Genomic DNA, 12,619 nt, shown 5'->3' with positions numbered 1-12,619 from the left:
TCGGTTGGAATCAGGAACTCAGTGCGTCTCTCCCACGACGCCGACATCGTCGAGTCCGACGATCGGTGCCATCGCCTCCGGGTCGATGACCGCGTCGATGACGTAAGGCTTTCCGGAGGCGAAGCCGCGCTCGATGGCGGCGGCGAAGTCGGCCGGGTCGCTGACCCGCTCGCCCTCGCATTTCAACGCCCTGGCCAGGGCGGCATGATCGATGTCGGACAGGTCGCATTCGCCGTACGAGCCGAACAGCTTGTTCTCGAAATGCCGCTGGAAGCCGAGCGTGGCATTGTTGAACACGATCATGACGACCGGAATGGCGTAGCGGGAGGCGGTCTCGAGCTCGTTCATGACGTAGCCGAAGGCGCCGTCACCGGCGATGCAAACGACCCGGGCATCCGGCCGCGCCAGCTTGGCGCCGAGGGCCGCTGGCAGTGACCAGCCGATGCCGCCGGTGCCGCGGGGTGACAGGATCTCGGCGCCCGCGACGACATTGTCGACATGGCTGAAGCTCCAGCCGGTGACGAAACTGGCGTCGTTGACGAGAATGGTATTCTCGTCCATCCGGTCAGAGATTTCCGCCAGCACGCGTTCGGGCCGCGCCGGCGTCGCGTTGTTGAAGGCTACCGCGCGGAACTCGGTGCGCCAGTCGGCCTTCGCCCCCGCGTAGGCCTTCGCGACACTTGCGGCGACGCCCGGCCGGTCCGTCGCCGGATGCTCGGCCAGTTCCGCCAGCGTCTCGCGCACATCGCCGATCAGCGACAGCGCCGTCGGGAAATTTCGGCCGGGCTCTTCCGGGTCGATGTCGAGATGGATGACCTTTGTCGCGGGACCCGGCTGCTGCCAGTTCATGTAGCAGATCTGGCCCGTGCGCGAGCCGCAGATCAGTACCACGTCCGCGCCCGCGACCGCCTCGTTCGCGATCCGGCCCCGGCCAAGTGTTCCGGCGGTCGATGACCCGAGCGCGCCCAGCGCCAGCGGATGGGCGTCGGGAATGGTCCCGCGCCCGGTCATCGTCGTGGCGACCGGGGCGCCCAGACGTTCGGCGAGCGCGATCACCTGCCCGGATGCGCCTGAAAGGATGCTGCCGCCGCCCGCGATAATGACCGGCCGCTCGGCGCTTGCAAGCAGCTCGGCCGCTGCGTTCAGCTCAGCACGCCCGGGCCGCTGACGGTAGGGCGGGAAGGTCGCGAACGCCGCCTCTGCGTATACCGCGGCCTCGGTCTGTTGCGTCATCACGTCAGCCGGGCACAGGACCGCGACCGGCCCGGGACGGCCACTGGTCGCCATGCGAAAGGCGCGGCGCACGATCTCGCAACAGCGCTCGGCCGTGTCGATGCGATAGACCTTCTTGGTGAAGGGCGACAGCGCGGCCACATGGTCGATCTCGCTGCTGGCGTGCCGGTCGCGCTGGCTGGCCGGGATCTCCTGGATGAAGGCGATCACAGGCACCGACGACTTCTGTGCTTCGAGAAGCCCGGTAATGAGATTGGTCGCACCGGGCCCGAACGTCGCGGCGCAGATGCCCGGACGCTTCGCCGTCTTGGCATAGCCGTGCGCCATGATCGCGCCGTGCTTCTCGTCGCGAATGGTGATCGGACGGATCCGCTCGCGGTTCAGGTGGTGATAGAGCTGGACCGGATCCTCCATGCCGAAAATGAACTCGACGCCGTAGGCTTCGAGCGTCTCGACCATAAGCGCCGCGACCTTGCCGGACTTCAGCCCGCCCTGCGCATTCCCCTCACTCACGTACACGCTCCATAATGTGAGACATCTGTTGCAAGTAGCAGGCAACGATTCTCCATTCATGTCAATAATTGTTTGAATTGCTCAGTTCGACGGGTTAGCTAATGTCCTAATGTGTTTCATATTGTGGGACATCACATGAAAACCTTCCGTAACGCGATGGTTGCTCTCGAGATGATCGCCGCCTCCGACCAGCCGGTATCGGTGGCCGAGGTGGGCAAGCGGCTCGACCTGCCGCGGAGCAGCGCGTCGCGGCTGATGGCCTCGCTTCGGTCCGGCGACCTCATCGAACAGGACCCTGCGACGCGGCGCTACACGGCCGGGCCGCTGGCCTGGCGCCTCGGTATCCGCTATCGGCCCATTGGCTACGATGCCGATCTGCTCGCCGACGCCCTGGTGGCGCTCAGCCACGCGACCGGGCTGACCTCATGGATGGCCGTTCTGAATGGCACGGAGATCGTGCTGCTGCGTCAGCATCAGGGGCAGACGCCGGTGCTGTTCTCGGTTCGCCTCGGCCAGACCCTTCCGGCGCATGCCACGGCGATCGGCAAGGCGCTGCTGAGCCGCCTGCCCGACGAGGAGATCGAGCGGCTCTACGGCGACACCCTGGCCCGGGAGACCGAGCATACGATCGCCAGCCGGGCGGAACTGATCGAGGAAGTACACGCGGTCCGCGACCGCGGCTACGCTCTGTCGCGGCAGGAAGCGTTTCCCGGCATCATCTCGATCGGCGGCGCCGTTTTCGGCTCGGTTTCGAGCTGCCCGATCGGTCTTAGCCTGTCCTTTCCGGAGAAGATGGGCGATCCGGAGCGAATCGCGGCCATACTGACGGCCACGCTCCAGCGCATCGGGACCGAGATCGGCGATCCCTTCTGGCAAGGCCGGGAAGCCATGCCCCGACCGGTATGATTGCGTGCATCAAGACTGCCACGCGAAGTCACGGGCCGGCAGTTTCTGTTCCGCCGGAACCTGTTTCCTGCCCGGATTCCGACTGGACATTAGGTAAATCTCAGATGCAGATAGAGGCAGCAAGACAATAGGCTGATCGTTATCCGCCAAGAAAATGCATAGGAGACGGACGTGCCCCTTGATGTCATCGGCGCCGGTGTCGGTCGAACCGGCACTTATTCGCTGAAGCTCGCCATCAACCAGCTTGGTCTCGGCCCGTCCCACCACATGGAGGAAGTCATCCTCAACATGCCCCGACAACTGCCGCTCTGGCAGGCGGCGGTGGCGGGCAATGCGGACTGGCAGGCGATTTATGACGGTTATCCCGCTGCCGTGGACTGGCCGACCGCGGGCTTCCACCGGGAGCTTTACGCGGCCAATCCGACGGCGCGCTTCATCCTGACCCACCGCAGCGCGGAAAGTTGGTACGAGAGTTTTTCGTCCACCATCTACAAGCTGATCTCGAACGTCGACGCCGCCCCCGAACCGATGCGGCCCTGGCTTGAGATGACGATTGCCGTGATAGCGAAAACCGGCTTTCCACTCGGCCTCGACCGTGACGGCCTGTGCGCTGCGTTCGAAGCCCATATCGCGACAGTCAAGGCAACCATTCCCGCCTCGCAGCTCCTCGTCTACCAGGTGAAGGAAGGTTGGGAACCGCTCTGTGCCTTCCTCGGCGTGCCGGTGCCGGAGGGCCCGTTCCCGCGCACCAATGACCGCAGCGAGTTCTGGGACAAGGTCTCCGCCGCCGCCTGACCGCCGGCCGGGACCTCTGCCCTGCAATCAGGGGAATCGCGAAGTACGCTTGCACGCGCGTCGGCTCTCGCGATAACTGGAAGAGGCAATCCCCGGGGTAACATGGCCGAACAGCGCAAACTCGCCGCAATTCTCGTTGCCGATGTCGTCGGCTTCAGCCGGCTGGCGGGGGCCGACGAGGACCGCACGCTGGCACGGTTGCGGGCGCTGCGCAGCGACCTGATCGATCCGACGATGTCGGTCCATAACGGCCGCATCGTGAAGCGCACGGGCGATGGCGTCCTGGTCGAGTTCCGCAGCGTCGTCGATGCCGTCCGCTGCGCCATCGAACTGCAGAATTCGATGCAGGATCGCAATGCCGGTGTCCCCCCCGATCGCCGTATCGAGTTCCGCATCGGCGTTCACCTGGGCGACGTCGTCGAGGAGGGAGACGGCGATCTGATGGGCGACGGCGTCAACATCGCGGCGCGCCTGGAAGGCATTGCAACGCCCGGCGCGATCTGCCTGTCCGAGGATGCCTATCGCCAGGTGAAGACGCGGCTCGACCTGTCGGTCAGGGACCTCGGTCCGGTGCGGTTGAAGAACATCGCGGACGCGATCAACGTCTACTCCCTGCAAGTCGCGACATCCGTCCCTTCCGAAGCGCGGACGGAACCCGTGGCCGCTGCCGCCGGGACATCCGGAAAATCCGCCATCGCGGTGCTTCCCTTCGCCAACATGACCGGCGATCCCGAGCAGGATTACTTCATCGACGGGATGGTCGAGGACATCATCACGGCGCTCGCCCGATTTCCGGATGTCGCCGTCGTCGCGCGCAACTCGACCTTCGTCTACAAGGGCCAGGCGGTCGATATCCGCAAGGTTGCGACCGTCCTAGGCGTACGCTACGTGCTGGAGGGCAGCGCCCGGAAATCCGGCAACCGGATCAGGATTACCGGCCAGCTCATCGAGGCGACGAGCGGCACCCACCTTTGGGCGGACCGTTATGACGGCGATCTCGACGACGCGTTCGACCTGCAGGACCGGATCGTTGCCAGCATCGTCGGCGCCGTCCAGCCGACCCTTCTCAATGCCGAGATCAAGCGGGTCCAGCAAAAGCCCGACGGAAGTCTCAACGCCCATGACCTCTATCTGCTGGCCCAGCCCCATGCGCTGTCACTTCACCCGGACGAGAACCTGAAAGCGATCAGCTATCTCGACCGGGCGATCGAATTGCAACCTGACTACGCGCCGGCACTGGCATTCGCGGCCTGGTGCCGGGTGCAACGGGTCAGACGCCCTACCTGGGTACCGGCCGGGCCGGACGATATCGGTGCGGCGACGGCCCTCGCCCGCCGCGCGCTTTCCGCCGGGCCGGACGACGCGGTGTCGATGGCGGTGGCGGGCTTTTCACTGGTGACCCTCAAGGTGGATTACACGACCGGGCTCGATGCCGTGCGGCATGCGGTCGACCTCAACCCGGCATCGAGCTTCGTGGTTTTCATGGCCGGCTCGGCGATGATCTGGTGCGAGGATTTCGAGCGCGGGCTGCCACTGCTGAAGCAGTCCGTGGCCTTCGGCCCGAAGGAACCAGGCTATTACCTGTGCCTGAACCTGATCGCCGCGGCGGAATTGTTGCGCGGCCGCCCCGAAGAGGCCCTGGAGGCCGCGCAACGGGCCGCGACCCTCAACCCGGGATCTGAATCGTCGTACTGGGTCCTGGCCGCCGCGCTCGCCCAGGTCGGCCGCCTGCCCGACGCGCGCGCGGCGCTGGCCAAGTTCCTGGAAGTCGCGCCGGGCGCCACGGCCGCCGGTCTTCGCGAGGCCCTGCCGATCCGCTCGCCCGATTCCCTCGAGAAGGTAATCGACAGCCTCCGCGAGGCCGGCCTGCCCGACTGAGCGTCGCGCGTGACCCACCGTCAGGCCTCGCCCAGACAGGACGCGAAGACCCGGCTGTCCGCGTGCAAGTCCGTCTTCGCTCGCCGTGCGTCATGAACGAAGCGGGCCGGAGACATCATGGTATCGTGGCCCCAGGTCGAGGCACATCGGCACCATCCACATTCTTCTCATCGGCAATCTCGTCCGCCATGGCCTGGTCGTCTGCCTCGGCTTCCAGTCCCTCTTGATCGGCACCCCGAGCCGGTGAAAACGTGAGCCGCGTCAACAATGCGAAGTGGTCGGATCCGATGTGCGGAAGGCGCGAGATCGAATGCACGGTGAAATGCTTGCTGTGGAAAAGATGGTCAAGCGGCCAGCGCATGAACGGATAGTCCGCGTGATAGGTATTGAACATGCCCCGGCCAACGCGCGGATCGAGCAACCCGCTCAGTTTGCGGAACAGTCGCGTGGTTGCCGACCAGGCGACGTCGTTCAGATCGCCAGCGACGACAACCGGGCCCGGCTCGCGCCCGGCGATGCTCCGGGCCACGATGACCAGTTCCGCGTCACGCTCGGCAGATTCCTGATTCTCCGACGGACTGGGCGGGGCGGGATGCAGGAAATGAACACGCACGCTGTCCCCGCTCCGCAAGGTCACTGACGCATGCATGGACGGAACGTCGTCCTGCACGAGGAAATCAATCGACTCCTCCGGGATCGGCAAGCGCGAATAGACATGCATGCCGTACAGGTTATCCAGTGGACATTTGATCGTGTGCGGCATGAACTTCTCGACGGCAGAGAGTTGGTCCTCCCACCATTGATCGGACTCCAGGGTGACAAGCACATCCGGCTGGTGCTCTCGGACGAGGGCGATCAATTTCCCGGCCGCTCGATTCGGCATGAGCACATTGGCGGTCAGGATGCTCAGCTGGCGGCTATCGTCGGCGTCCGCCGCCGTCTTCACCTCCGCGGGCCAGATCCGCGTGTAGGGCAGGATCCACCAGAACTGCCAGGCAAGGCAAAGAAGCGTGACGCCGATCAAGCCGATACGGAACTCGATCGCGTGGACCAGAAAGTACTGCGCACCGAGCAACAAGACCGCCGAGAATCCGAATTGCAGGCGTGGAAAATCCATGCCGCGCACCAGCCAGTGGGGATTTCGCCACAACGGCAATAGCGTGCAGATCAGAAGCAGGAGGGTTGCGGTCGTGATAGCGAGAAACATCCGACCTCACGGTGCAGCCTGGTGCGGTTCGCGGCGACACCCATACTGAACTGCCCCCCGGGTTTCATCCAGTGGAGATCAGGCGGGCCGAGGCCAATCCGACCTCGGGACTGAGCCGTTCTGCAAAATGACGAACGCCCCGCGGGTTTCCCTGCGGGGCGTTCACTGTCGATGGTTGCGGGGGCCCGCAACCAGCGAGAGTTGATACTGTGCACTCGCTTATAAAAGTCGAGGCGCGTGGAAGAGACGGGGCAACGTCCGAGCGCCGCACACGGATCATCCGCGCGCGCTCGAACAGAAGTCAGCCTGTGGCTTCCTTGGCCCGCTCCTGATAACGGTACAGGCCCAATCGTTCGGAACCTCGGCGGAGATAGCGGGAAAGGGTGTGTGCAGCCACACCGGCATCTCTACGTATGCGACATGCCACTAGGGATACGACGTATGCGGGGTCACTATCAGCGCCACCGAAAATGTTGCTGGTCGTCAATGGCACGATCGAACCAGTCCCTGACCGTATCAGCCTCCCCTGAAACATTGCAGCGATTGCCGAATTTCATCGATTGAAGCCTCCGTCGCGAGGAGCGTGACCAGTAGCAGGTGAAGCTTGCCCGTCGTAAGCCAGCCGCCCAACAATATTCCACGCCGACGGAGGTCAATCTCGGAGCCCACAAATCCATAGGTGCTTTCCAAGACATGGCTACCAACGACGCGCGTGGAAATGATCACGGGCAGTTTCCGGGACGCTGCCTGAAGCTGCTCGGCCATATCTGGATGGACATGTCCGCCGCCCATGCCTTCGACGACTGCTCCGGCAAATCCGAGCTCGGGCAGCCTCGCGGCCAACCGGCCATCGTCTCCGAGCCATGATTTCAGGACCGCCACGTCCGGCAGTGCCTTGTCGACAGATGGAGGCGCGAGTGCGGGAAGTTCGGGCCGCAGCCCGTTTACCAGGACGTCGACCGCTCCTTCTTTGACCCATCCGAGCATGCCTATGGGGGAAGAGGTGAAAGCCCGTACCGTTGCCGTGTGCTTCTTGGTTACGAACCGCGCGGCATGGACTTCACCGTCCATGACCACGACGGTGCCAAGCCCGATCAACTCCTTGCAGGACGCCGCAACGATTGCATCCCGAAAATTGGCAGCACCATCCGAGCCCGGTGCATCCGGGTGCCTCATGGCACCGGTTACCACAACCGGAATGTCCCGCGGGCCCCACAGGTCGAGAGCGAACGCGGTTTCCTCGATTGTATCCGTGCCTTGTGTGATGACTATACCCGAAACCTCGGGGGCGATTTCCCGTGCTTTGGCAGCCACTTCGACCAAGTCTGCCGGGGAAAGCTGCGCGCTAGCCAAGCTTCGAACAGAATGCACCGACGCTTCAATCTGCGTATCGGCCACGCCGAATTGCTTCAACAGATCTTCCCCGGAAAGCGTCGGCACCACGCCACCGGATTTCGACTCGGTCATGGAAATCGTCCCGCCAAGGGACAACACTGCAATCTTCGAACCCATGAAATGGCCATTTCTGAGTTTGCGGGAATGGCGGAGCGGCGCTCGCTGCCCCGTGGGTATTCAAGTATCCTGGACGGGCGGATTCGTGGACAGCCAGTGGCGAGCGATATCGATCCGCCGCGCCACCCACACGTCGTCGCCAAGTGACTTCAGGTATTCCAGAAGTTGCTGGATGGCCCAGAGCCGCCCGGGGCGTCCAACGATTCTCAAATGGAGCCCGATGTTCAACAACTTGGGGCCGCCGCGTTCGCCTTCCTCGATAAGAACTTCAACTGAACGCTTGAGATACTCAAGAAAAGCGCTGGGAGCCCCGAACGGGTCTCCGACAATGAACTTGAAATCGTTCGTGTCCAGCGAGTATGGGACGACCAGCATGGGACCGCCTCTAACGGCCCGGTAGTAGGGCAGATCGTCGTTGTATTCGTTCGAGTCGTAAACGAAGTCCATCTCTTGCAGAATGGTGCGCGTGTTCAAGCTCGGCGCCCACATGCTGTAGAAACCGCGAGGTCGTTCGCCGGTCACATTCTCGATGATCTCAGTCGCTTTTTCGATTTCTCGTTTCTCGGTCTCGTAGTCCTCGAAGCGGGCGTGGCAATACCAGCGATAGCCGTGAAGTGCCGGCTCATGGCCGCGCGCGACAATTTCCGCGGCCACCTGCGGCGTGCGCTCGACGGCACGGCCACACATATAGAACGTCACTTTTCGCTCATAGCGATCGAACAGATCCAGTATGCGCCAGACACCGGCTCGCAGCCCGTACTCGTGGAACTGCTCGATAGCCAGGTCACGTTGACCGTCCGGAAGAATCGATTGGAATTCACCCAGTTTATCATTGACTGGCTGCCCATCCTCGAACGAATCCTCAGCGCCCTCCTCGAGATTCACGACGAAGGATAGCGCGAGCTTTGCGTCGTTCGGCCATTTCGGATCCGGCCTGTTCATGCCGTATCCCAGAAAGTCACGTTCGCGTTTGTCGCCCACTTCGCCCGTCATCGGATTACCTCGTTTCCTCTCAGGATTCACTCTCGTTGAGAAACAGTATTGCGGCCAGGACAACAGCGCCCAGAACGATCTGACGAACAGCGTGGGACAAGTCTGCCCCCGTCACCAGCATACCGATAGCAGTCAACAGAAAGGCTCCACCGAATATACCGAGGTAGTGGCCTCTCCCGCCTGTCGCCAGCGTACCTCCCATAAAGACGGCAGCCAGTGCCGGCAGGAGATACGCCTCGCCCATGTTAAGGACCGCTGACCCGGTGTAGCCGATCAGAAGCAGTCCCGCTGAAGCAGAGCACAGGCCACTGACAACAAACGCCAGCGTTATGGTGCGGGCAACCGGAACCCCCGACAGTCCGGCCACTACCGGATTGCTGCCGACCGACAGGACGCGCCAGCCAAAACGGGTGCGCGAAACTAGAAACCAGCCGATGGCCAGAAGCGCGAACAAAATCATGATCGCCGGTGCGAAACCGTACCATCCACGACCGAACAGCCAACGCAGCGACTCGGGCACGGTTCCTGAGGGCACGCCGTTCGTGTAAAGGAGAGTGAAGCCGGACAGGACGCCATTTGCACCGATGGTCATGATAACGGCGGGGATGCCGAGAAACACGACACCGATGGCGTTAAGCACCCCTATCAGCGCCCCGACAGCAAGTACCACGACAAATATCAGCGGAACCATGCCCTCGATGTGCCCGAACTGGCCATAAAAGCCCGCGGCCAACACGCCGCAAAGGGTCACTGCCTGACCCACCGAAAGATCCATCCCACCCGATATCACGACGATGCCCTGCCCAAGCGCCAGCAGCGCGGTGATGAGCGTCAACAACATCAGGGAGTTGAAATAATTGACAGTCAGCACGGTCGAACCAAGAAGCAGCGCACTGGCAATAATCACGCACGCCAGAAGGACATAGACCGGCACAATCATCTTCATCTTGTCGCCGTACTGAAGCAGAAATCGCCGTATCGGCCCCCCCGCCAGTTCGTCATTGTCGGGCAGTTTCAGCGCTTCCTGGACTCTGATCTTACGCTCCATGCGAAACGACCGACGTGCTCCAAACGCTCCAGCGAGAGTCGCACGCACACCACTTAAAGTGGCCATCGCCGGACTGCCTGATAGCAGCGAGGCGATCGCGATCGCCACTAGCACGATGACACCCTGAAACAACGGGGCAATATTTGTCGACACACTCAGAACAAGCATGAGACTACTGATCTGCATTAGGATGAAGGCCGCCAGAACGGTTCCCAGGCATCCGCCTCGCCCCCCGCCAAGTCGCGTACCGCCGATAACAACAGCAGCGAATATGCTCAACAGCAACGCGTTTCCGCCCAGGGGGTCGCCGGAACCCGTGTTCGCCGACAACAGAAGCCCACCATAACCGTAGAACAGACCCGCCAAGACATATGAAAAGAATTTGGTCCGAGCTGCTCGAATTCCTCTTGCCGTGGCAGCTTCCTCGTTTCCACCCACCGAGTACAGCGCGGTGCCAAAGCGCGTCTTCTTTACTACCGCCCAGATAAGAAGGGCGACGACGACATGAACTGCGGCAGCCGGAACCACGCCCTCCACCAGATCGCCGGCAAAGAAGTTCGACGTTCCTATCGGGACGTTCCCTCCCGGGAACGGGAGTATCATGAGGTTGATTCCCGATACCATGAACATGGTCGCCAATGTGACGACGATCGGTTGAAGACGGCGATAGGCAATCAGATAGCCGTTCACAGCGCCGACGCCACCAGCCGCCAGAACCGCCAGACACGACCAAAGCATCTGATTGCCCGGTGAGTCGCCTGCTTGGCTCGCCACAATCACGTTACTCAGAGAGACTATGGCTCCGGCTGAGAGATCGAACCCACGAACGATGATAACTACGGTCTCACCCATCGCAGCGAGCGCCAGCGGCGCCATGCCCGAAGCCGCGGAACTGACTTGAAAATAGCTCAGCGAGATCCCGCCGAGTAGAACGACAGCGACGAACATCAAGATCGCCACCAGCAACACTGGCAGCACAGGCTTCACCGCGAACCAAGCAGCACGAACGGCTAGCAGCTCCGATTCCCGGCCCATTCCGGGATTGCTAATATTACGCACGGGATTCATTAGCATTTTCGCCCAGCATGCTGCGCATCAAATATTCTTCGGAGAGTTCTTCATCGAATATTGTTTCAACCGACCTTCCTTTGTACATGACAACAACTTCGCCACACATATTAATTAGTTCATTTAACTCGGTGGAATGAAAGAGAATCGCCCCACCCGAGTCAGCGAATTCGCGCATTATTGTGAAGATCTCGAGCTTCGTGCCCACATCCACGCCTCGCGTCGGGTCATTCATCAGCAGTATTGGTGGGCCTGCCAGAAGCCACTTCGCGATCACGATCTTCTGCTGATTGCCACCGCTGAATGATCCCGCGTCGCGGTAAAGCGCCCGCGGATGAATCTTGAGTTTCTCAAGATAAAGAGCGATTGCCTCGCGCAGGCGAGGCCAGTCGATGACGCCGAACTGCGCATAGTCGTCGAGAACCGGAAGCGACATATTGAGCGCGCCAGACTGCCGGACGAGCACACCCTCACGGCGCCGGTCGGAGGGAACATAGCCAATGCCTGCCCGAATGGCATCAAGAGGCGAAGTCGGCCTGAATTCCCTCTCACCGACCCTGATTTCCCCTCGAAACGCGACAGCCATGCCAAAGAGCGCTGAATAGAGTTCTCTTTGCCCCATGCCATCCAAAGCCGCGAGCCCCAGGATCTGGCCACGCCGCAGTTCCAGGCTCGTGCCATTTACAGCTGTGCCGACATGCAGGTCCCGAACAGACAGAACTGGCTGAGAGACGCCGCGCTCGGTCGCCGCTTTGAGTTTCTCCGGGAATGCACTGTCAAGCGAGCGGCCGATGACAAGCCTCACGATCTGAGCATCGCTGACGTCCTCATTGGATTCCGTCGCGACATGCCGCCCGTTCCGCAGAATGGAGATCGAGTCGCAAAAATCGCGAATCTCGGAAATTCGATGGGAAATAAAGACGACGACGACACCGTTTTCCTTCAAGCGACTGACAAGATTGTACAACCACTCGACGTCGCTCGCAGAAAGCGCAGACGTGGGCTCGTCTAGCAGTAGCAGACGTGGTGAACGTGCCGCAGCGCGCACGATTTCGATCTTCTGCCGGTCCGATAACGAAAGATCACGTATCTCTGAGTGAGGGGAGATCGAGGTCACGTCAAACGAAGCGAGAATACGCTCAGCTGCGCGGAAGGACGCGCGGCGCGAGACCAACCCTAAGCGACTGCTTGGCTCATATGGAAAAAGCAGGTTTCGGACGACCGACAGGTCCTCCACTAGCGTCAATTCCTGGAAGGCCGTCTGGATGCCCGCCGCATGGGCATCCAGCGATGAGCGGGCTGCGTACGGCCGCCCGAAGACGGTAATGGAGCCTTTGTCTGGAGTTCCCCCGGTTTCGTGGACAGTTAAGGGCTTGGGGATTCCAGTCTCGTTTGGGCGCTCCTTTCGTAGTTGATGGGTGACTGATAGCCGAGGGCGGAATGGCGCCTGGCGGGATTATACCAGC

9 protein-coding genes are annotated in these 12,619 nt (G+C 61.8%); 3 read left to right on the top strand and 6 right to left on the bottom strand.

Features of this window, described 5'->3' with window-relative positions:
* Positions 1 to 18: 18 nt before the first annotated feature.
* A complete protein-coding gene (locus tag OCH7691_RS18945; protein WP_176245165.1) occupies positions 19 to 1,746 on the bottom strand; it encodes a thiamine pyrophosphate-binding protein in 1,728 nt (575 codons plus the stop codon).
* A 135-nt stretch (positions 1,747 to 1,881) separates the two neighbouring features.
* Between OCH7691_RS18945 and OCH7691_RS18940 the strand changes: the two genes are divergently transcribed.
* The 3 genes from OCH7691_RS18940 to OCH7691_RS18930 all read left to right on the top strand — a co-directional run bounded on the left by OCH7691_RS18940 (position 1,882) and on the right by OCH7691_RS18930 (position 5,325).
* Entirely contained in the window at positions 1,882 to 2,652 is a 771-nt protein-coding gene (locus OCH7691_RS18940; RefSeq protein ID WP_085885177.1) for an IclR family transcriptional regulator, read from the top strand.
* A 171-nt stretch (positions 2,653 to 2,823) separates the two neighbouring features.
* Positions 2,824 to 3,447 (top strand): sulfotransferase family protein, encoded by a 624-nt coding sequence (locus OCH7691_RS18935; protein WP_085885176.1) that lies wholly within the window; start codon positions 2,824 to 2,826, stop codon positions 3,445 to 3,447.
* Between the two features lie 102 nt (positions 3,448 to 3,549).
* Positions 3,550 to 5,325: an adenylate/guanylate cyclase domain-containing protein gene (locus OCH7691_RS18930; RefSeq protein WP_085885175.1), complete on the top strand. Its 1,776-nt coding sequence runs from the start codon at positions 3,550 to 3,552 to the stop codon at positions 5,323 to 5,325.
* 115 nt (positions 5,326 to 5,440) lie between these two features.
* Here OCH7691_RS18930 and OCH7691_RS18925 read toward each other — a convergent pair whose 3' ends face one another.
* From OCH7691_RS18925 to OCH7691_RS18905, 5 genes are all read right to left on the bottom strand, one after another.
* A complete protein-coding gene (locus tag OCH7691_RS18925; RefSeq protein WP_085885174.1) occupies positions 5,441 to 6,532 on the bottom strand; it encodes an endonuclease/exonuclease/phosphatase family protein in 1,092 nt (363 codons plus the stop codon).
* A gap of 516 nt (positions 6,533 to 7,048) precedes the next feature.
* Positions 7,049 to 8,044: an asparaginase gene (locus OCH7691_RS18920; RefSeq protein ID WP_085885173.1), complete on the bottom strand. Its 996-nt coding sequence runs from the start codon at positions 8,042 to 8,044 to the stop codon at positions 7,049 to 7,051.
* 60 nt (positions 8,045 to 8,104) lie between these two features.
* On the bottom strand, positions 8,105 to 9,037 hold the full coding sequence (locus OCH7691_RS18915; RefSeq protein ID WP_085885172.1) for a polysaccharide deacetylase family protein: 933 nt from the start codon (positions 9,035 to 9,037) through the stop codon (positions 8,105 to 8,107).
* 19 nt (positions 9,038 to 9,056) lie between these two features.
* A complete protein-coding gene (locus OCH7691_RS18910; RefSeq protein WP_176245164.1) occupies positions 9,057 to 11,153 on the bottom strand; it encodes an ABC transporter permease in 2,097 nt (698 codons plus the stop codon).
* The gene (locus tag OCH7691_RS18905) at positions 11,137 to 12,534 is read right to left on the bottom strand and encodes a sugar ABC transporter ATP-binding protein (RefSeq protein WP_281251944.1); all 1,398 of its coding nucleotides are present in this window, start codon (positions 12,532 to 12,534) and stop codon (positions 11,137 to 11,139) included. The genes OCH7691_RS18910 and OCH7691_RS18905 overlap by 17 nt, the downstream gene beginning before the upstream one ends.
* Between the last annotated feature and the right edge of the window lie 85 nt (positions 12,535 to 12,619).

It is taken from the genome of Oceanibacterium hippocampi (assembly GCF_900172325.1).
Lineage (GTDB): Bacteria > Pseudomonadota > Alphaproteobacteria > Sneathiellales > Sneathiellaceae > Oceanibacterium > Oceanibacterium hippocampi.
Note: the sequence above shows the minus strand (reverse complement) of the source record. Positions and strands in the feature narration are given on the sequence as shown.

Excerpts from the sequence above, each read along its gene's own strand:
- OCH7691_RS18925 (WP_085885174.1), bottom strand. The coding sequence starts at position 6,532 with ATGTTTCTCGCTATCACGACCGCAACCCTCCTGCTTCTGATCTGCACG.
- OCH7691_RS18930 (WP_085885175.1), top strand. The coding sequence starts at position 3,550 with ATGGCCGAACAGCGCAAACTCGCCGCAATTCTCGTTGCCGATGTCGTC.
- OCH7691_RS18915 (WP_085885172.1), bottom strand. The coding sequence starts at position 9,037 with ATGACGGGCGAAGTGGGCGACAAACGCGAACGTGACTTTCTGGGATAC.
- OCH7691_RS18920 (WP_085885173.1), bottom strand. The coding sequence starts at position 8,044 with ATGGGTTCGAAGATTGCAGTGTTGTCCCTTGGCGGGACGATTTCCATG.
- OCH7691_RS18940 (WP_085885177.1), top strand. The coding sequence starts at position 1,882 with ATGAAAACCTTCCGTAACGCGATGGTTGCTCTCGAGATGATCGCCGCC.
- OCH7691_RS18910 (WP_176245164.1), bottom strand. The coding sequence starts at position 11,153 with ATGAATCCCGTGCGTAATATTAGCAATCCCGGAATGGGCCGGGAATCG.